Source organism: Tundrisphaera macrotermitis, from assembly GCF_051175315.1.
In the GTDB taxonomy this organism is placed as follows: domain Bacteria; phylum Planctomycetota; class Planctomycetia; order Isosphaerales; family Isosphaeraceae; genus Tundrisphaera.
Window position 1 is genome coordinate 4,384,724 of the sequence record NZ_CP195100.1, and the last position, 20,494, is coordinate 4,405,217.

Here is a 20,494-nt window from a genome sequence, read left to right on the forward strand (position 1 = left end):
CCCGATCGACACTAACGCGTCGATCGGGGTCTAAGATTGATCAGGAGAACAGGTTGCCGGTGCTCTTGTCCCGCTTGCGGTCCTGGCCCGGGATGAAGTCGACGAGATACGGGGAGACCGCATCGGGATCGGTGGTCGACTCGAACCGGAACTCATCGGACCCGGCACCACCGGTCGTGAAGTCGGTCCCGGTCCCGCCATCCAGGGTGTCGTTACCAGCGGCACCGTTCAGGGTGTCGTTGCCATCGTTACCCTCGAGGAGGTCGTTGCCGCCATTGCCGAGGATCGAATCGTTGCCCAACCCGCCGAACAAGGAGTCGTTGCCGGCCCCGCCGCGGATGATGTCGTTGCCGGCCCCGCCATCCAGATAGGCGACCGTCGCGTTGGTATCGTTGTTGACCCTCAGGAGATCGTTGCCGTCATCGCCGAAGATCCGGTCGTTGCCGTTCCCCGCGAAGATCGTATCGTTGCCGCCGCCACCGTTGATCGTATCATCACCGGTTTCTGCGTCGATATCGTTGTAGGTTTCGTTGGAAAGGTCGGAATTGTCCCCGAAGGTGAGGATGTCGTTGCCGGCGAGGCCGCTGAGTTTGTCCACACCCTGCTGCCCAAGCAGGGTGTCATTCCCATCGGCCCCCGTGAGCGTGTCGTTCCCGGTCCCGCCCTCGATGCGGTAGACGAACCCGTTGGTGAGGCCCGACAGGGTATCATCCCCCCCCATCCCAAGGATGGTGTCGTTGCCGTTGCCGCCGAAGATGATGTTGTTCCCGTCGTTGCCGATCAGGGTGTCGTCTCCTGGATCGGAGTCGGCGAAGAGGTTTTCCGACTCGGTCTGCCCGGCATCGCCAAGGATGACGATATCGTTCCCAAGCCCGCCGGTGAGGCTATCGAACCCGGCATTACCGTTGATCGAATCATTGCCGGCCCCGCCGACGATCGTGTCGTTGCCGTCACCACCGCTGAGGGTGTCGTTGAAGCCCCCGCCGGTGATGCTATCGTTGCCGCCCTGGCCATCGACGATGAAGACGAAGGCATCGCCGGGGTTTGGGCCGTCGACCACCGTGATGACGTCGTTGCCGCCGCCGCCCAGGATGCTGTCGTTGCCGCCGCCGCCGATGATCGTATCATTGCCACCGCCGCCGATCAGGGTGTCATTCCCCGGATCCGTGCCGGCGTTGAGGACTTCGTCATCGGTATCGCCGACGTCGCCGAGGATTTCGAGGTCATTCCCCAGGCCGCCGACCAGGGTATCGACCCCCGCGTTGCCTTCGAGGGTGTCGTTGCCATCGCCGCCGACCAGCGAATCATTGCCGGCGTTGCCCTGGATGGAGTCGTTTCCGGTCCCGCCATCAAGGACGTCGTTGCCCAGGCCGCCGGTGATCGTGTCGACCCCGGACTGGCCGGAGATCGAATCATTGTCCCCGTCGCCGGAGAGCAGGTCGTTGCCCCCGCCACCGAAGATGGTGTCGTTGCCGGCGCCGCCGGAGACCGTGTCGTTGTCGTTCTCGGAGTCGAGGCCGGCGGTGATCGAATCGTTGCCGAGTCCGCCGAGGATGGAATCCGCACCGCCGCCGCCGGTCACGACGTCGTCGCCGTCGCCGGCATCGATGGTGTCGTTGCCCAGGCCGCCGACGATCGTATCGTTGCCCAGGCCAGCGAGGATCGAATCGTTGCCGTCACCGCCATCGATGCTGTCGTCACCCATGCCGTCGATGACCGAATCATCGCCCAAGCCGCCGACGATCGTATCGTTGCCCGAGCCGCCAACGATCGTATCGTTGCCGTCCCCGGCATTGACCGAGTCGTTGTCGGCGCCAGCGCTGATGAAGTCGTTGCCCAGGCCGCCGGTGATCGTATCGTTGCCCGCGCTGCCGAGCAGCGAGTCGTTTCCATCGCCACCGGCGATGTTGTCCGCGCCGTCTCCGCCGTCGATCGTGTCGTTGTCCTGGCCGCCGCTCAGCGAATCGTCGCCCAGGCCGCCGACGATCGAATCGGTGCCGACCCCGCCGTCGATGGTGTCGTTGTCGTCGCCCCCGTTAATGGTATCATTGCCGGACTGGCCGAGGATCGAATCGGTCCCCGCCCCGCCGTCGATGGAATCGTTGCCACCGCCGCCGGTGATGGAATCATTACCGAGCCCGCCGCTGATCGTATCGCCCGAGTCGGTCCCGTCATCCAGCCCGCCGACGATCGTGTCGTTGCCGAGGCCGCCCACGATGCTGTCGGCGTTGGCACCGCCGAAGATCGAATCGTTCCCCTCGCCGCCGATGAGGGTGTCATTCCCGGCGCCGCCGTCGAGGGTTACGGCGAAGGCCCGGGTCCCGGCGAAGAGCGAAGCATCGATGTCGTCGTTGCCGCCGTTGCCGTTGACGGTCACGGAGGTGACGGTCGGGTCGGAGCCCAGGAACACATCATTGATGTAGTACCGGCCGCCCGTCTTGTACACCAGGGCCCGGTCGGCGGCCGCCCCCAAGGTGACATTCACATTCGGGCCGCCAGGATTCGCGACCGACGGCGGGTCCTGGGCGAACGGCGCGAAGTAGTTGACGAAGCCGGTCGCACCGTCGGTATCGATGTCATGATTGATCAGGCCTTCCACCTCGATCAACCGCGACGTCCCGGTGAACGTATTGCCCTGGGCCGACACGTCGAAGGCACGCCCGCGAGGCCCGCCGATCCCATCGACGTTGGTGTTGCGGATCGCGAGGGCACCGGCCGGGACCGTGAAGGTATTGCCGCCAGTGCTGATGCCGAAGAGGGTCACGTCGCTGGTCGGGAAGGCCGCCGATCCAATCTGCCCGGCATCGACCAGGGCGCCGTCGGTCACCTCGAGGGCAACATCGGTATTGCCGATCAGGGTGTTGCCCTGCAGGAAAGCGGTCGCGGAGATGACGCTGACCCCGACGGTCGGATACAGGCCGGCGACGGTCGTCGAATTGTCGATCGTGTTGCCCGTGATCTTGGCACGGCTGGTGTCACCCGGCTGGAAGCCGACGACGATCCCGGTCGTGGCCCTCGTGATCACGTTGTCGGTGATCGTGACGACCGATTGGGCCCCGCCGTTGTTGTAGGAGAGGACGAAAATGCCGGCCGACGAGGAAAGATCGTCGGCGACGGCGGTCGTGTCGGAGATGTTGTTCCTGGAGATCGTGACCGTCGACCCGCCGCTCACCTGGAAGCCGTAGTCGATCCCCTGGACATTACCCTTGCCAACATAGGTGTTGCTGTCGATGAGCCCGGTCGCGCCATTCGCGCTGAATTCGACGCCAATCCGACCGACGTTCTGGAACCGCGAGTTCGTCACGGAGACGTTGCCGGTCCCCGAGCGGACCTCGACCGTCCGGCCTTCATTGGGACCGTATCTCAGGTTCTGGAACAGGGTGTTATCGATGACGCCCGAGCCGTTCTGCTGGATCGTCTGGAGGACCTGGCGACCGGTGCCGTCGAAGGTGACATTCGAGACGTTGAACGTCTGGGCGGGGAGGACGCGAATGAATCCGCCGTTGGAGCTGCGGTCGCCACCGGTGTCGGTCGTGGGCCGGATGACGACGTCGGTGCGGAGGGCCGCCTGGCCGATGATCGAGAACGTCTTGGCGATCTGGATCGGATCTTCCAGGTAGGTCCCGGCGTGGACCTTCGCCGTATTGGAGACCGGCGTGATCCCGTTTGCCTCGGCGATGCTGTAGGCCTCGTTGATCCGCGTGATCGACCCGACCTGGGGGCTATCGTCGTCGACGTTCAGGACGGCGAAACTGCCCTGGAAGCCGTTCGCGGGATCGTTACCCACGTCGGTCGCGACGTCGAGCCAGGGGGTGTAGTCGACCTTGCCCGCGGTCACGCGGGCAGCCACCCCCGCCGGGGTGTTGGTGCCATAATAGTTGCCCGAAGCATTCACGACCCCCGCATAGCCGGCGGCGACGCTGATCGCTGAAGCGGTCCCGGAAAGGTTGTTGTTGAAGATCGGGCCGACCGTGCTCCCGGCGAGGACGCTGATCCCGGCGGACGAGGAATTGCTGATGAAGTTCTCGCGGGCCGACGTCAGGGTGCCGCCGTCGACCAGGACCCCGGTGTTGAGGTTGAAGCTCGCCGCGCTTTCAGTATTGCCGAACTGATTGCGGAAGAGTGTCGCGGACGCGCCCACGCCGATGCGCACGCCCACCCCGGCGGCACCATTGTCCGGCCCCACGAACGCCGACGTCTCGATGTTGGCCAGGCCGCCGGATCCGGGCGAGGCGCCGGTCGTGATCAGGATGCCGGTGTCATTATTGATGAAGTTGCTGTTGATCACCTGGACCGGCAGGAGGCCGGAATCCGCGTATCCCGAGGTTAGGTCGAGGCCGATATGGGCCCGGGTCGACGTGTTATTGTCGAACGTGACGACCCCAACACCCCGGGACAAGGTCGTGGTCCGGTAGGCCGTCTGGCGGTTGTTGGCGGGGAGTGCGGAAGCGTCGGAATTCGTGTAACGATTGTTGCTGATCCTGATCTGACTGCCGTGGGCGCTGCCGTTCTCCCAGATGCCGACGATGGAGGCGGCATCGGGCGCCTGCGCGCCGGTCACGGTGATGGTATTCTGATCGATCAGCAATCCGTTGTAGGCCAAGCCCGTCCCGTAGCTGTCGGACTGGATGCCGACCATCGAAGAACGATTCGTGCCGTTGCTGGCCCCCGAACCGTCCAAGATGATGGTGTTGCCGCCGTTGGCCCCGCCGATGGTCTGATTGGCGCCGAAGGAGAAATAGATCCCGATATTCTGGAAGACATCGGCCGGGGCCACCGAAGCATTGAGGTCGGCGGGGACCCGGATTATGTTCGCAGCGATGGTCGTGTTGTCGAATGCGGCCGGGGTCTGGACCGCACGGAATGCGCCCATGCCGATGGCGAGGTCGAAGTTGTCGATCTCGAGGTTGCTGATCGTCCAGCCGGAGTTCGTCGCGGCGGGCCCGGTCGTCAAGGCGCCGGGTTCGAAGGCGAGGAAGCCTTCGAGGTCCACGGTGGCCACATCGCCGGGGCCCACGATCGTCGCACCGCCTGCCGCGCTACCGCCCAGCAACGGCGAAGTGAATGTCACGTTGTTCAAATTGGGCGGGATCAGGATGTGATAATCATCGAGATCGCCCGCCACGCCGTTGTTGCCGCGGGACCAACTGCTCCGGGCGTTGGGTTCGCTCCAGTCGAACCGGCCGCTCAGGAGGACGGTGTCGCCGGAGGCCACCTCGCCATTGGAGGTCAATCCATCGAACAGGCTGGCAATCCGGGTGTAGTCGTTGTCGGTTGCCGTCGGGGCTAGCGTCGGAGTTACTTCGAACAACGATGCCAGCAGGCGCCGGCCTTCCAGGAGTTCGATGATCGGCATCCGCCGGCTGGCGAACCGGCTCTTGATCCGGGTGGCGGACTCGCCGGTCAGGTATCCCATCGGGCGACGCTTGCGAAAGAAACGGAACGGCATGGGTGCTATCCTCATGAAGGTGGAGAGAGCCACCAGGGCCGATGGGCGCCCCGTCAGCCCGAGATGGTAGGGGGGAAGATCTCTCGAAGCCGCGAGCAGGCCAGCCTGGTCTCGATCGAAGATCGGGACGGGTTGCGCCGGCACGGATCGTGAGTCCGACCAAGGCCTTGAGCTAAATGACATTCACTTCAATGTGAACTCGGTCAGGCAATCATCGCCGTCCCGACGCTCGGACTCGGACCGCTGGAGGAGGGGGAGTCGTCCCCCTGGGGAGGGTTGACCGACATGATGACCGTCCTTGGCGAGGACCTAGCACTTCACGATTCGCGAGGATTTCACCGATCCGCCGGTCGGAACCAATCGAAACTCTCGCGGCCGGATGGATTCCTGGGTTGGTGAGCGATCATCGAGCCTTCGAGACGCATCCGGGACACCCCGAAGGCTCGTGGGAAAGTTTCATACAGGCGGGTTTCAGTCGCCTTTGCGATGCTGCCTGATGCCGAATCCGGCGAGGCCAATCGCGCCCACGGCCACCATAACGATGCTGGAAGGTTCGGGCACGACGGCCTGCGCCCCCTGGAAGCTGATCTGCATGGTGTAGGCGGCCGAATTGCTGGGCTGCGGGTTGTTGTTGACGTAGGTGGAGACGCCGACCGGGACGCTGGTGAGCGAGGAACCGCCGGGAGATCCGTCCGGCCGGAACAGTGTCGTGAACTGGGCGTTGGCAAGGGCCGTCGGGTTGTTGCCGCCGCTGGAAACGGCGATGTAGTAGGTCCCGGGCGAGGTGAGGGTGTAGGTCCCGATGAATGCATCCAGGCCGACCTGCGAGCCGGGGTCAGCCGGGTTGGAGTCTTCGCCGAAAGCCAGCAGGGTGCCCACCGAATTGAACAACGCCAGGTTCGTATCGAAAGTGAAGGGATTGTTGTCGATGTCGATCAGCAGCTGACCCGCCGTCGTCGCCACGAACGAGTAGAAATCGACGTCGCCCGAGCCGCCGCGACCGGTGATCGTCGCCGTGGCGTAGCCGGGAGGATTGAAGACGTTCGCGGGCGTCGGCAGGGTGAAGGCATCGGCCGAGATCGCCTGGGCGGTGGCCAGGGTGTTGTTCGTGCTGGCCCCGTTGGCCTCGTTCTCGACGACGAACGCCGCCCGGGCCGGGAGGCTCAGCACCAGGGGGAGGGCCAGGCCAGACAGCGCCACGAGCAGGGATTTGCGGGCGGGAACCATGCAGTATCTCCGTCTCTTAGATGTCGAATCGGGATGCCAGGACCCCGGCAAGTCGCATCACATGTTCTACTGTGATAGCTCGGGATCCATTTCGATTGAGGTTGCACTATAGGGAAGGTAATAGTTGAATGTCAACGAATGTACCGGCAGGCGTTTCCAAAATTCAACTTCATTCTTAGATAGGTTAGATTCGTCTATTTTGGCATTGAATCAGCATGATCAATGCCGCCAAAATCTTCGTCCGATGCCCCCATAACGATTTAGATAAGCTCACCAGTACGAACACCGAACCGTCGGCACCGTGGGCCAAAATCAGTCTCCCTCCGCCGGACTCATCACCTTCCGACTCACGGCCGCGATCACATATGGGGATGGGCCTTGAAATCATGAGCCCGAGATTGGGGCGGCTTCCGGGCTTGCCTAAAATCGGCGCGACCGGCACAATCGCGAGACTTACAAGCCAGTCCGCCCGGTTTGAGTTCGGCCGGGGCGGATTGGGGCCGGATGCCCCTCGCCGGCAGGATCCCCGACGATCATCTCCGCCAGAGGATTGCATGGTTGGCATCGGAATCGTTGGCATCGGGTTCATGGGGTGGATCCACTACCTGGCCGCCGAGAAGCTCTCGGGCGGCAAGGTGGTGGCCGTTTGCAGCCGCGACCCCAAGAAAAGGGCGGGGGATTGGACCGGCATCCAGGGGAACTTCGGCCCCAAGGGGACGCAGGTCGACCTGTCCGGCCGGGCCGCATACGCCGATCTGGACGAGCTGCTCCGGGACCCGAACGTGGGGCTGGTCGACCTCTGCCTGCCCAACGACCAGCACGCCGACCAGGCGATCCGGTCGCTGGAGGCGGGCAAGCACGTCCTGGTGGAGAAGCCCATCGCCCTGACGGCGAAGGATGCCGACGCCATGCTGGCGGCGGCCCGGGCCAACGGGAAGATGCTGATGGTGGGGCATGTCCTCCCCTTCTTCCCGGAATTCGCCTATGCCCGCGATGCGGTGGCCTCGGGGCGGTTCGGCAAGCTCCGGGCGGCCCACCTGACGCGCGTGATCGCCCGGCCCGACTGGTCGAGCGGGATCGCCGACGCGGACCGGAGCGGCGGGCCGGCGATCGACCTCCACATCCACGACACCCATTACATCGGGCTGCTCTGCGGCGTCCCCCGGGCCGTCCAGTCGCGGGGCGTCGAGGAGGGCGGGGCGATGGCCTACCTCTCGACCCAGTACCTCTACGACGACCCGAACCTGGCCGTGTCGGCGGTGTCCGGCGCCCTGAGCCAGCCGGGCCGGTCGTTCTCGCACGGCTTCGAGATCTACCTGGAGCGGGCGACGCTGGCCTACGGGTTCGCGAGCATGGGCGGGGAAGGGCACCTGGCGACGCCGCTGTCGGTGATGCACGCCGACGGGAGCGTCGAGCGGCCGGAACTGCCGGGCTCGGGCGATCCGATCGACGCCTTCGTGGCCGAGCTGGGGGTGGCCGTCGAGGCGGTGGCCACCGGCGTCCCCGCGCCGGCGCTGGCGGGCGACCTGGCCAGCCGGGCGCTGGCGATCTGCCATGCCGAGGTCGAGAGCGCCCGCACCGGGCGGGCGGTGAACATCTCCTGAAGCTTTCCTTCAAGAAAGCGGATGGACCGGGCCGATGGTAACGATTGGTGGGCAGGATGCCCGCCGGAACCGGCCGACTCAAGGAGGAGCGGGCATGTCGATGATCACTTCGGAGTTGGTCCACCCGACTGCCGTGATCGATCCCCGGGCGGATTTGCCGGACGATGTCCGGGTCGGCCCTTATGCGATCATCGAGGGGGATGTCACGGTCGGCCCCGGCACGGTCATCGAGGCCCACGCGTGCCTCAGCGGGCCCATGACGATGGGCCGCGACAATGTCGTCGGACACGGCGCGGTGCTGGGCAAGGGCCCGCAGCACAAGGGATATCGCGGCGAGCCCACGGCGCTCCGGATCGGCGACGGCAACGCGTTCCGCGAGCACGTCACGATCCACCGGGGCACCGTCGTCGGCGGGGGCGTCACCCGGGTCGGCCACCGGAACCTGTTCATGGTCGGCAGCCATGTCGGCCACGACGGGATCGTCGGCAACGATTGTACCCTGGTCAATGGCGCCCTGGTCGCCGGGCACGTCGAACTCCAGGATGGGTGCATCCTGTCGGGGCATTGTGCCATCCAGCAAAAAGTCCGCGTCGGCCGCCTGGCGATGCTCGGCGGGCTGGGCTCGGTCACCAAGGACATCCCCCCGTTCGTCCTCCAGCAGGGGTACAACTGCGTCTCGGGCCTGAACCTGGTGGGCCTCCGCCGCGCGGGGATCTCGAACGACTCGATCTCGGCCCTCCGGACCGCCTTCCGCATCCTCTACAAGGAGGGGCGGACCCAGACCGGGGCCCTCGCGCAGATCGAGGCCGATCTCGGCGAGGTCCCCGAGGTCGCCGAGTTCATCGCCTTCGTCCGCACCAGCAAGCTGGGCATCAGCCCGGCCCGCGACCCCGGACGCACCCGCCAGACCGCCTGACCGCGCCGGGCCTGGCGCGCCGGTTGCTGATTAGGCAGAGGAAGCACCGATCCCGCCGCGGAATCGGCCCATCCGCTCGCACCGTTGGAACAGCGCCATGATCGGAATCCGACACGCCGCGATGGCCCTGGGCCTCGCGGCCTGGTTCGCCACCCTCGGCCTCGCGGCCGCGCCCGCCCCCGAGGATGTCGTCCCCAAGCTGGCCGGGACCTGGACCTGGAAGTGGAAGGACGCCGCGGGCGAGACCCACAAGCACACGCTCGAACTCGAAGGCGAGAACGACAAGCTCACCGGGCGCGAGCGCTTCGACGACAAGCCCGCCGTCAAGGTGGAGAACCTCAAGCTCGACGGCAAGAACCTGAGCTTCGCCAGCACCCACGGCAAGCGTCGATCCGAGTACAAGGGAAAGCTCGGCGACTCCGACACGATCAACGGCACGGTCTCGGTGTCGATCGAGGGCCAGGCGAGCGAGTTCGGCTGGACGGCCACCCGAGAGGCGGGCAAGGGGAAGTAGCCCCGGCCCACCCCGCCCGTTCAGGCGCCCGGGGCGTCCCACGAAGCCCACTCGTCCACCGGCGGGTGCGGCTTCTTCTTTCCGGCCGTCGCGGGCTGGTCGGCGACCGCCGTCCCCGCGGCCGCCCGGGCCATCTGTTCGCGGATGCGGAGGTACTCCTCCTCGTGCATCAGGCCGGCGTAGTAGGCCTGTTCCAGGGGCCCGTAGACTTCCTTGGGGGTGGTCGGGGTCGAATCCTCCTCCACCTCGCGCCTCAGCCGCATCGAGATGAAGAGGGTGATCGCGAAGCAGGCGACCAGCAGGAACAGGGTCAGATAGAGCGGGTTGAAGGCGGAATTTGACACGGCTCTGACTCCCTGGGGTGCGGCGGTCCGGGCGGTCCGGTCGATTCCTCGCCCGCCCCGCATCGATATTGTCCGGTTCATTCGCCGGGAAGTCCACGGGGATCGCCGGCGCATCGGCCCCGAGACCCGGCCGTGTCGCCCGCGGCGACGCCGATCGGAGCGCGGAGACGGCCGAACCGGAAGGTTCGCTATCTTTCGCCCCAGGGATCCGCTATCTTCCCCTACGCCTTCCCCGGCCGCCTGCGGCATCGGGGGCGGCCGACGACTCACTCATTCGTCGCCTTGCACATCCGGGCGCGGACGAGGATCGTCGCAAGGTCGCGTGCGTCCCCTCTCATCCCCCCCGAGAACGCGCCCATCATGCAAGCGACCCCGTCGGACACGTCGGATCGCCCGCCGGGGCGGGCCGACCAGGACCAACGTCCGGACCTCGGCGACCGCACTCCCGGAGGTCGGATCGGCGGCCTGGTCCCCCCGCTGATCCTCCTCGCGGCGATGGCGTTCTCCGTGATCGCCTCGCGGACGCGCTGGCTCTTCGGTCGCCCACTGTGGCTGGACGAGTTCCACAGCTTGGTCGTGGCCGGCGACCCCAGCCTGGCGCATGCCCTGTCCGCGTTGCGGCGCGGGGCCGACTTCAATCCTCCGGGCCTGTTCCTGCTCCTCAGGGCGTATTCGGCCGCGACCGGGCCGCTCACCGAGGCCTCGTTGCGGGCGTTCGCCTTCGCGGCGGCCTATCTCGGTCTGGTGGGCGTCTATGCCTTGCTCCGAGCATCATTCCGGCCGCCGGTCGCCCTGGCCGGGGCGTTGGCGACCTGGGCCCACCCCCTGCTGATCCATCAGGCCTTCGAAGGGCGGTTCTACGCCCCGTGGTTCGCCGCCCTCGCCTGGCTCGCCTACGCGCTGAATCGGCTCGAACCGGGGCGGAGTCGACCCGGGACGATCGCGGGTATCGCGGCGCTCTCGGCGTTCATCTGCTCGGTGCACTACTTCGGGATCATCTCGCTCGGGCTGCTGGCGGCCTCCTACCTCGCCCTCACGCCCGGATGGCCCGGGCGGATGCGGCAGGCCTGCCTGGGCCTGGCCGCCGGGCCGATGACGCTCGCCATCCTGGTGCCGATCTTCTACGTCGGGCAGCGGTCGGCGATCAGCGTGCCGACCTGGATCACGCCGCCGGATCTCGCCCAGGCCCGCGTGTTCCTGAACGGGGTCTTCCCGGCGGCCCCCTTCGCCGTGGCCGGCGCCGTGGCGGCGACCGCGGCGATGCTCCGGCGCAGGTCGCCCGGCGGGGCCCGGTCGGAGATCGACGAGTCCTCGCTCGCCCCGCTCCTCGGCGTGATGGGGCTGGCCCTGATGCCGGCGGCGATCCTGGCCATCTCCTATCTGCTCCAGCCCTCGGCCATCGACCGGTACGCGGTCGCCTCGGTCCTGTGCGTCGGCCCGGTCGTCGCCACGCTCCTGGAACGATCCGGGCGCGGGGCGGTGGTCCTGGCCTGCGTCGGCTTCCTCGGGCTGGCCACCATCCAGGTCCGGACGGAGGCCCAGGGCGCCTCGTATGCCGACTCGAACGATGCCCTCCGGGCGATCGCGGCCATCCGGGCGGATGGCCCCGGGAGCCGGCCCGTCCTGACCGACCGCAGGGGCCTGGCCTACCAGTTCTGGCGCCATGCCCCGGAGCAGCGGGGCCAGGTCCGTTTGATCGACCTGTCGGGCGAGTATCAGGGCACGGAGTTCAACTTCCACCGCCTGGAGCGCGACGTGGCGGCGCGTCTGGCCCAGCTTTACGACGTCCCCGGAGTCACGACCCTGGCCGAGGGCTCGCGCGCCGAGGTCCTCTACCTGCTCGCCCAGCGGGCGGAGGCCGACCGCCTCGCCGCCCGGTTCCCGGGCCATCGCCGCGAGGACCTGCACGTCGGCCGCGTGGTCGCCATGAAGTTGACCGCCCTCCCCGGCGCCGGTCGGTGATGCGAACGTCCGGCGCCGGGATCGCTTAGGGCTTCGGGGGGGCGGCCGCCGACGCCGGTTCGAGGAACGGCGTGGCCGGCGAGAGCGCATCGGGGATCAGGCATTCGGCCCGCTGGCCGCGGCGGCTCAGGTCGGAGATCCGCGCCTCGATCACCGCCTTGAACTCGTCGAGCGTGAGCGGTGCCTTGCGGTTGAGGCGACGGCCGGGGAAGTCGAGGATCCCCCGGGCGAAGAGGCCCAGGCGATCGACGTCCTGCCGCCCGCTCGGCCCGTCGGTCGAGGCGACGAAGGCGATGACCCCGCGGTTCCTCCAGAGGTCCCGGATCCAGTCCTCCTGGGCATCGCCCCACGGGCCGGGGGACGTTTTGTGCGCCCCGTCCAGCAGCAGGACGACCCGGCAGCCCGCCTCCGCCAGCCGCCCCAGCGGCTCGGCCATCGTCTCGGAGGGGACGGTCTCCTTCAGGCTCCTGGCATCCCCCCCGGCGCCGAGCAGTGCGGTCGACTGGTCGAAAGAGAGCAGGTGGGATTCGATCGCGACGATCAGGGTGTCCCCCGGGCCGTACTGGCCCTTCGATGCGGCCTCGTCCAGGTCGCCGAGCGCCCGGGCCAGGTTCTCGGCCGTCGCCTCCTTGCCGGCGAGGACCGTCGCGGCGGAATCGGCATACTTCGTCCTACCGGCCCTGCCGGCCGCGAAGAAGTCGGCCAGTTCCGCGGCGTCCCGCTCGGCGTAGGGGATCGCCATTTGGGGGTCGGCGAATCCCTCGACCCCCACGGCGAGGATGTCGAGCCGGGGTTGCCGCTCCTTCGTCCCGGGAAGGGCCGTCGACGCCAGGTCCAGCGAGGCGGAATGCTCGCGCCCCCGGTCGTCGGTCGCCAGGACCAGGATCCGGTTCGGCCCGGGCCGGAGCGGTACGACCGCCTCACGCTGCACGGCGACCCGGCTGGGCGGGTTGATCGCGAAGGTCCGGCCCGCCTCGCTGGCCCCGTTCACGGAGATCCGGATCGACCGGATCGCCGCCGCCCCCCCCGGGGTGGCCGATGCCCGCACCGGCACGGTGGCCTGGGCCGTCGCCGCCCCCCCGGGCGTCGGGGCCAGGATGCGGACCCGGGGCAGGGGGTTCGCCTCCACGAACGCCGACGGTTCCGCCGGCGTCTGCGGCCGGGCCCGGTCCAGGGCCGCGAGGGCCCTGCCCAGGTCGGCCGTGGCCACCAGCTCGGCCAGCAACTCCGGACGGCGGAACTCCTTCTCGTAGCGATCGATCGGGAAGTATTCCGATTCTCCCGGCGCCTCCGGGGTGCCGTGGTTCAGATGCCAGCCGAGATGGCGATGGTCGCCGGCCAGCGAGGTGTCATAGAACCCCCGGGGCGTCCAGAACACCCACTGGCCCCCGGGCGTCGCGAACAGGTTGATGAGCGGCTGATCGCGCCGGGTCGTCCCGATGGGGAACTCCTGGCCCCGGACGTGGAATGCGATCGTGACATTGGGCGCGACCCGATCGGGATCGACCTGTTGCAGGAATTCCCCCGGCGGGTAGCGTCGCGAGCCCTGATAGAAGGCATCGATGATGTCCCCTTCCTTCAGGCCGACCCCTTCGGCAAATCCCCGGGGCGTCACCGACTCGGCGCGGGCCGTGCCGTCGGGCAGGAGTCGGAATCTCGCCCCCAGGGGCGGGAGCGTATCGCAGCCGGCCAGGGGCCAGAGCCGGACGGTCTGGTCCATGGAGCCGGTGGCGAGCCACCGCCCGTCGGGGGACGGGGCCAGGGCGTAGGTCGGCCCGACATGCCCGACGTAGAGGCGCGTCCGATTGCCGGTCTCCGGCTCGAAGAAAGCGACCCCCGCCTCGCAGGCGACGGCGACCATCCGCCTGGGATGCCCCTCCTTCGGGTTGCCCGGGATGAAGCTATACGACCACCAGCGGCGATCGAAGCCGCGATCGAGGCTCAGGGTCGACACCCGGAGGCCCGCCGGGTCGAAGACGCCCAGCGCGTACGGGTTGTCCGGGCGGACGGTCCAGCCCCCGTCGGTGCGGATCGCCCGCCGGGCCGGGGGGGCCGGCAGCGGGGTGAATCGCCGAGCCCTGAGGTCGAACCCGTCGTAGACCCCCGCGCCCCCCGGGTCGTCGACCCGCTGCCGCGTGAATCCGACCACGGTCCCCTCCTCGTTGAAGCCCACGTCCCAGATGCTGCTCCCCTCGCCCTGGAGGGTGATCCTCGGCCCTCCCCCCCCGTCGATGTCGAACAGGCGGATCGGCTGGGCATCCCCCCCGGAGATGGCCGCCGTCTTGCTGTCCGGCGAGAACGCCAGGGCATAGGCCAGGTTGTCGGCCACCGCCAGCCGGCGCACCACCCGGCCATCGGGCATGGATCGCAGCTCGATGTCGCACTCGTTCGAGGGACGCCCGGCCTCGTTGGCGAGCAATCGGACGCATGAGGTCAGGAGATGCCGGCCATCGGGGCTGCAGGCGATCCCCTCGATCGCACCTTGCTGGTCGCGGATGATCGGCAGGATCCTCTCCTCGGTCAGGCTCGGCAGGGTGTACCGCTTCAACAAACCGTTCTCGTGGCCGACGAAGACGAAGTGTCCATCGGGGCTGACGGCCGCGCTGTTGACCGTCCGGCCCGACTCCGCCTCGTTCGCGAACCGGGTCCTGACCGTGCCCCGGGCGATGGGCGCCGTCGGCCTGGCCACCTCCCAGACGAGGGGGACGCCATCGTCGCCCCCGCTGACGAGGTGGCGGCCATCGGGGGTGAACGCGACCACGTTGACCGGCCCGGCGTGCCCCAGCAGCACCGCCCGCGGGCGCATCGCGGCCAGGTCCCAGAGGATGACCTTCGAATCCGCGGAGGCCGACGCCAGCATCGCCCCGTCGGGCGAGAACGCCAGGCTCGAAATGGCCTCGACATGGGCGTTGGCGACGTCGATCCGGGGGTCCGGCCTCGGGAGTTGCGCGACGAGGTCCCCCGTCTCATGCCCGGGCCGGCCGGGGTATCGATAGATCAGGATGTTGCTGCCATCGGCATTCGCCCCACGGCCGGCTACCGCCAGCAACCGGCCCCCCGCGGGGTCGGCGGCCGGGGACAGGGCCAGGGCATAGATCCGCCCCTTGTCGCCCCGATGGATCGGCGGCCGGAGCGTCTGCACCAGTTCCGCGGCCCCCGACTGCACATTCCAGACGTTGATCGCCTTGTCGAATCCCCCCGAGAAGAGCCGGCTCCCGTCGGGTGAGAACAGGAGGGACCTGACCGGGGCGGAGTGGCCCCTCGGGTTGATCACGAGGATCGGGGCTTCGAACCGGAACGCCCTGGCATCCTGCCCCGACGCCGGGGCGGTCGGCCGGATCAGGACGAGGGCCAACAGGGTGGCGACGCGGCAAATGCCTCGGAGCGTCGCCCGACGCGGTCGGCAGGGGCGAGGCCCCGGGATGAGCGCCACCCCGTCGAGCCCGGCACGGCAAACATTCGGATCCCGGGGGCCTGTTCCCGCCGACGCCGGCATCGGCGGGAGTTGCGACTCGACGTCACGATTCACGGCCATCCTCCTGCGTCTGGTGGGTGGGCAACTTGACCATGACATCAAGCCCAGAATCGATTTGGACGATAATCGGGGCAGTGAGGATACGAGGTCAATTGCGACTCATGCGAATCTCGTCGTTCATGAAGGCCGATCGCCTCGTTTTCCATCCATCCCCCGGGCAGGATCGCCCGGGTGTCGATACCAGGAGGGTAAGATGGGGAAACGGTTGCTACAAGGATGCAGATTCGCCGCTGTGCTCGCACTTGGGGCCTGCACTTCAAACCTTGCCCATGCGGATTCGACGTATCCGTCCCGGGCAAGTTACGCACTGGGCGAGCCGTTTGGGACGGCCCCCTCGAAGCAAATGGTCGCGCCGGGCGGGGGCGCCCATCCCCTCCAGCCCGACCCGTCCGGCCCGATCGGCACGCCGATTCCCCCGGACGTCTCGGGGGACCCTTCCGGCCTCCCGCCGATGCCCCCTCCCTCGGAGGCGGCCCCGGGGACGATGCCGGGCCCGGCGCCCGGGACCGCCCCGGATGCCCTGCCGGGGGGCGATCCGGGGGCGGCGGCCCCGGACTACGGCAATCCGGCCGAGGCGCCCTACGCCCCGCCCGGGGCTTCTCCGTTCGCGTTCGATGGGGCCGGTGACGCCGGCGCGATCTCGGGGCAGGGCGGCATCCAGAGGGCGGCGGCCGCCCCCAAGTTCATGATCGGCGACCAGGGTCCGTACTTCGCACGCCAGGCCATCCGGTTCCCGTCGATCCCGAGCCCGAACCCGCCCGTGCGGCCGGGCGGCGGCAATTTCGGCCAGCGGTCCGTCGCCGGGATCGTGCCCGCGGTGCGCGGGTTCAAGATCGCCGACAACCAGTCGCCCCGCCCGGTCGACCGCATCTTCGGCACGTTCAACTTCTACGACAACGTCAACAAGAGGCTCAACGACCGGCTGAACTCGCCGATCGAGCGGCAGCAGGTCTACCGCCAGTTGTACGGGTTCGAGAAGACGTTCGCCGAGGGGCAGGGGTCGTTCGGCCTCCGGATGCCCATCAACACCCTGGTCTCGGACAGCAGGACCGCCCGGCTCAACCGCACGACGACTGCGGCGGGGAACCTGGGCGTCTTCGCCAAGTATGTCCTCTACTCCGACGACTCGGGCAACCTGATCTCGGCCGGCCTCAGCGTCGACACCCCGACCGGGCCGGCCGCGTTCGCCGGCTTCCCCGTCACCGGGCGGCTGAAGAACCCCGTCGAGATCCAGCCCTACCTCGGCTACATCTTCCAGCGGGGCAAGGCCTTCGTCCAGGGCTTCGGCGCCGTCGCCGTGCCCACCGACGCGGCCCTGCCCACGATGCTGTTCGTGGACGTCGCCCTCGGCTACAACCTGTACCAGGCCGAGGAGGAGGGCTCGCTGATCTCGTCGTTCACGCCGGTGGTCGAGGCCCACCTGAACACCCCGTTCAACCATCGGGGCTACAGCGACAAGGACATCTACGGCATCCCCGACGTCCTGAACATGACTTTCGGCGCCAATATCGGCATCCTGGACCGGGGCATCCTGACGCTGGGCTACGCCCGCCCGGTGACCGGCCCCCTGCCGTTCGACGGCGAGTTCATCCTCCAGGGCAACATCTTCTTCGGCCGGAGCCGGAGCCAGGCCGCCCGCGGCGGGAGCATCTACAACCCCATCCTCGGGAACTGATCCCCGGGGCTTCGCGATCACAGACGAGGGCCGGCCGGGATGCGTCCCGGCCGGCCCTCGTGTGCTGTCGGGTCAAGGAGTCGGGTCAGCGGGTGCCGCGGGCCGGGCCTTTGGGATGGGCCTGGGACACCTTGACCTTGTGGGCCTTCGCGCGGGCCGCCAGGCTCGCCGCCTGCCGGTGCCTGGCCTGCCTGGCCTTCCGTTGCTGGGCGGCCGACGCCTGGCGAGCCCCCTTCTTGCCCTTGCCGGTCGCCTTGTTGACGTTCTGGGCGGTCGCGACCGACCCGGGGGACGCGGCGGGTGCCACGCCCGGTCCGTCGACGACCCCCGTCTGCCCGGAGTTGTTGGCGATGGTGTTGCTCGCCCCCCCGGTGTTGTTGAAGATGCCGACCGGGAAGCTGTCGCCGTTGGGCAGGGTCGGGGCGTTGTTGGCGTCGAGGCCGATCCGGTTGCTGGCGATCACGTTGCCGACCGAGGTGGCCCCGAACAGCTGAATCCCGGTCGAGAGGTTGCCGGAGATCAGGTTGTTGATGACCCGATTGTTCGGGGAGTTGGCGATGTTGACCCCGTCCGCGCCGTTGGGGATGGCGGCCAGGCCGTCGAAGTCGGTCCCGATGTAGTTGTTCTGGACCAGGTTGTTGGACGAACCCTGCCCGATCGGCCGATCGCCGGCGGTCTCGCGGGCGAGGTAGACCCCGATCTGACGGTGGCCCGAGATCACGTTGCGGTTGGCCGGATCCGGGGAGCCGATCACGTTGCCGCCGGAGTCGTTCGCCAGCACGCCGATCACCGAAGGCGAGCCGCCCGCGAGCGCCCTCCCCGCCGCGGTCGTGCCGATCCGGTTCCGGTCGATCGTCGTCCCGCTCGACCGGTAGAGGTAGACGCCGACGCCGGAATTGTCGTCCGTACCGTTGCCGGTGATGACGTTGTCCCGGATCGTCGTCCCGCTCGCCCCGGCGCCGACGAACACCCCGATCAGGGTATTGCCCAGGTCGCCGTTGCCGTCCCGGTCGACCCCGATGTAGTTGCCCAGGATCGCGTTGTTCCGGGAGCCGACGCCGTCGATGTTGACGCCCGCCCCCTCGCCGTTGGTGCCGTTGCCCGAGAGGATGTTGCGGGCCGACGGATCGGCCCCGCCGATGGTGATCGACGAGCTGTCGTTGATCTGGATGCCGTCCAGCACGTTGCCGATGGCGTTCCGGCCGGTGCGATCGGTGCCGATGTAGTTGCCGACGATCAGGTTGGGGCCGGAGACATCGATCTTGATGCCGCTGCCGCCGTTGCCCGAGATGATGTTCCGATCGGCGGGGCTCGTCCCCCCGACCGTGACGCCGCTCGTGGCATGGAGCCGGATCCCCTGGCCCCCGTTGCCCCGGCGATTCGTGCCGTCGCGATCCACGCCGATCCGGTTCCCGGCGATCACCACGCCGCCATCCGAGCCGTTGCCGCCGGCCTCGCCAGCGACCAGGATGGCCGAGCCCACGAGGTTGTTGATCACCAGCCCGCGGATCGACGTCCCGCCCGACAGGGTCCGGTTGATCGTGAAGGCGTCGAACACCGGGGCGTCGTCCGGGGCCGTGATCACGACGCCGGGCAAGGCGTCGTCGCCATCGGCCAGGGTGTTCGCCCGGGCGCCCGGCTGGCTGAAGCCGTCGATCGCGATCGGGGAGATGATGATGGGCAGGAACGTATTCAGCCGGATCGTCGGATCGGCGAGCCGGAAGTTGATCGTGTCCGGGCCGGGGGACTGGTTCGCGCGGTTGATCGCATCCCGGAGGGTCGTCTTCGAGACGATCACGGAGTAGGTTTGCGGGTTGAGTTCATTCGCGGCGGCCTGATCGGACGTCCGGAACTCGGTGATGAGATCCGGCGCCCCGTCGTTGAGATCGCCGACCGCGATGGATGCGGGGACCGAGTTGGCCGGACGCGTGCCGGGGAGCGTATACGCGGGCTGATTGCCGGCGGCCGGCAAGATCACCACCGACCCGTCGAAGTCGAGGGACACCAGATCGCCGAGGCCGTCGGCGTCGAAATCGCCGGCATTCAGCGCATTCGTGAGGCGGCCGAACGAGGCCGTCCGCTCCCGGGTCGGCGGGAATTGCCCGTTGCCGGGGTTGCGATAGATGGCGGCGACGGTCGTGGAGATCGTCGAGCCCGTGTTGTAGGAGATCGCGAGGTCCAGGGCGTCCGGGCTCCCGGAGGCCTCGAAGCGGCCCAGGGCGACGCCCGAAATCGAGCTCGGCAGCCCCAATTGCCCATCGGGCGACGAGAACGTCGTCGGGCTCCCAAGCTGGACCGAACTGCCCTGCGCCGATGCCGGGTAGACGCCGACGATGTCATAATCGTAGGCATCATCGACGCCCGAATCTTTCAGGATCGCCAGGTCATCCCGCCCGTCTCCATTCACATCCCCGGCCGATAACGAACGGATCTGACCGAAGTTCTCCAGGAAGCCCAGGCTCGGGATGGAGGCCGGGAAGGCCGGGGGCTGGCCCGGGAGGAACGGCGGGATCGTCCCCGGGTTGACGAGGAGCCTCAGCGTCCCGACCTTCGAGGTCGGCGTCGTGAAGGGGTCGAAGGTGGGGTCGGGGATGACGCTGTTCAGGCCCACCGCGATGTCGGCCTTGCCATCGCCGTTGAAATCCCCGGCGGTCGACACCGTCGTGTACTGGGCTCCGGGAGCCGGCGTGATCGCCTCGTAATACACGAGGGAGGCCCTCGGCGAGGCCTGCGAGGTCAGGGCCTCCGACACCGGCCCGAACAGGACGTAAGTCTCGAGGCGGGGCCCCAGGATGTTCAGCAGCGGGCTGGGGTCCGTGTTGTAGATCGACACCGCGATGTCGCCGATCCCGTCGCCGTCGAAATCGCCGATCGCGACCGAGGAATTGAACGCCCGGCTCGAATCGGGCTTGAAGAGCAGTTCGCGAAGCACCTCGCCGACGGGCACCGTCACCTGGGCGTCGAATCGGTCCTGGGGGCTGGCGAAATCGTTCGCATTCGAGTTGACCGTGAACGTCGCCAGCAAGATCCGGCTCTCGACCGACTCAACCCGCGGTTCGGCGGCCCGGCGACGACGGCGTGATCCGAGATTCGACGTGATCGCGCGACGCAGGGACATGGGCAGCTCCCGTGGATGGGGGTCGGCCGCGACCGGCCGCTCGGGGATCGGACCTCGGCCATCGAGGGCCGCCGGTGCATATCTAACAGGTTCGACCCTGTGGATCTTTCCGCTGGCAACGCGGGCGAACCGGAGAATTGAGGCAGTTTA

10 protein-coding genes are annotated in these 20,494 nt (G+C 68.1%); 5 read left to right on the forward strand and 5 right to left on the reverse strand.

Annotated features, from left to right (window positions below; translation table 11 throughout):
- Window positions 1–40: 40 nt before the first annotated feature.
- Together TA3x_RS17695 and TA3x_RS17700 are read right to left on the reverse strand one after the other, a co-directional pair.
- Window positions 41–5,449 carry a beta strand repeat-containing protein gene (locus tag TA3x_RS17695; RefSeq protein WP_435015981.1) on the reverse strand — a complete coding sequence of 1,803 codons (5,409 nt, stop codon included), beginning with the start codon at window positions 5,447–5,449 and terminating at the stop codon, window positions 41–43.
- Window positions 5,450–5,920: 471 nt separating this feature from the next.
- Window positions 5,921–6,676 (reverse strand): PPC domain-containing protein, encoded by a 756-nt coding sequence (locus TA3x_RS17700; protein WP_435015982.1) that lies wholly within the window; start codon window positions 6,674–6,676, stop codon window positions 5,921–5,923.
- A gap of 554 nt (window positions 6,677–7,230) precedes the next feature.
- Here TA3x_RS17700 and TA3x_RS17705 point away from each other — a divergent pair.
- The 3 genes from TA3x_RS17705 to TA3x_RS17715 all read left to right on the forward strand — a co-directional run bounded on the left by TA3x_RS17705 (window position 7,231) and on the right by TA3x_RS17715 (window position 9,710).
- Window positions 7,231–8,280 carry a Gfo/Idh/MocA family protein gene (locus TA3x_RS17705; protein ID WP_435015983.1) on the forward strand — a complete coding sequence of 350 codons (1,050 nt, stop codon included), beginning with the start codon at window positions 7,231–7,233 and terminating at the stop codon, window positions 8,278–8,280.
- Between the two features lie 94 nt (window positions 8,281–8,374).
- Complete coding sequence (gene lpxA, locus TA3x_RS17710) at window positions 8,375–9,196, forward strand: acyl-ACP--UDP-N-acetylglucosamine O-acyltransferase (RefSeq protein ID WP_435015984.1); 822 nt, start codon at window positions 8,375–8,377, stop codon at window positions 9,194–9,196.
- A gap of 97 nt (window positions 9,197–9,293) precedes the next feature.
- Window positions 9,294–9,710 carry a hypothetical protein gene (locus tag TA3x_RS17715; RefSeq protein ID WP_435015985.1) on the forward strand — a complete coding sequence of 139 codons (417 nt, stop codon included), beginning with the start codon at window positions 9,294–9,296 and terminating at the stop codon, window positions 9,708–9,710.
- A gap of 20 nt (window positions 9,711–9,730) precedes the next feature.
- Here the strand turns inward: TA3x_RS17715 and TA3x_RS17720 are convergent, their stop codons facing one another.
- On the reverse strand, window positions 9,731–10,054 hold the full coding sequence (locus TA3x_RS17720; protein ID WP_435015986.1) for a hypothetical protein: 324 nt from the start codon (window positions 10,052–10,054) through the stop codon (window positions 9,731–9,733).
- 360 nt (window positions 10,055–10,414) lie between these two features.
- On the opposite strand from TA3x_RS17720, the gene TA3x_RS17725 reads away from it, so the two are divergent.
- The gene (locus TA3x_RS17725) at window positions 10,415–12,016 is read left to right on the forward strand and encodes a hypothetical protein (RefSeq protein ID WP_435015987.1); all 1,602 of its coding nucleotides are present in this window, start codon (window positions 10,415–10,417) and stop codon (window positions 12,014–12,016) included.
- A gap of 25 nt (window positions 12,017–12,041) precedes the next feature.
- On the opposite strand, the gene TA3x_RS17730 is transcribed toward TA3x_RS17725, so the two are convergent.
- Complete coding sequence (locus tag TA3x_RS17730) at window positions 12,042–15,371, reverse strand: WD40 repeat domain-containing protein (protein WP_435015988.1); 3,330 nt, start codon at window positions 15,369–15,371, stop codon at window positions 12,042–12,044.
- A 631-nt stretch (window positions 15,372–16,002) separates the two neighbouring features.
- Here TA3x_RS17730 and TA3x_RS17735 point away from each other — a divergent pair.
- Window positions 16,003–17,226, forward strand: a complete 1,224-nt coding sequence (locus TA3x_RS17735) for a hypothetical protein (RefSeq protein ID WP_435015989.1) — start codon at window positions 16,003–16,005, stop codon at window positions 17,224–17,226.
- 85 nt (window positions 17,227–17,311) lie between these two features.
- Here the strand turns inward: TA3x_RS17735 and TA3x_RS17740 are convergent, their stop codons facing one another.
- Complete coding sequence (locus TA3x_RS17740) at window positions 17,312–20,344, reverse strand: hypothetical protein (protein WP_435015990.1); 3,033 nt, start codon at window positions 20,342–20,344, stop codon at window positions 17,312–17,314.
- Window positions 20,345–20,494: the final 150 nt, after the last annotated feature.

Bases quoted from the DNA above. Each gene is read 5' to 3' on its own strand.
- TA3x_RS17715 (WP_435015985.1), top strand. From the start codon at position 9,294: ATGATCGGAATCCGACACGCCGCGATGGCCCTGGGCCTCGCGGCCTGG.
- TA3x_RS17735 (WP_435015989.1), top strand. From the start codon at position 16,003: ATGCCCCCTCCCTCGGAGGCGGCCCCGGGGACGATGCCGGGCCCGGCG.
- TA3x_RS17725 (WP_435015987.1), top strand. From the start codon at position 10,415: ATGCAAGCGACCCCGTCGGACACGTCGGATCGCCCGCCGGGGCGGGCC.
- TA3x_RS17740 (WP_435015990.1), bottom strand. From the start codon at position 20,344: ATGTCCCTGCGTCGCGCGATCACGTCGAATCTCGGATCACGCCGTCGT.
- TA3x_RS17705 (WP_435015983.1), top strand. From the start codon at position 7,231: ATGGTTGGCATCGGAATCGTTGGCATCGGGTTCATGGGGTGGATCCAC.
- lpxA (WP_435015984.1), top strand. From the start codon at position 8,375: ATGTCGATGATCACTTCGGAGTTGGTCCACCCGACTGCCGTGATCGAT.
- TA3x_RS17695 (WP_435015981.1), bottom strand. From the start codon at position 5,449: ATGCCGTTCCGTTTCTTTCGCAAGCGTCGCCCGATGGGATACCTGACC.
- TA3x_RS17700 (WP_435015982.1), bottom strand. From the start codon at position 6,676: ATGGTTCCCGCCCGCAAATCCCTGCTCGTGGCGCTGTCTGGCCTGGCC.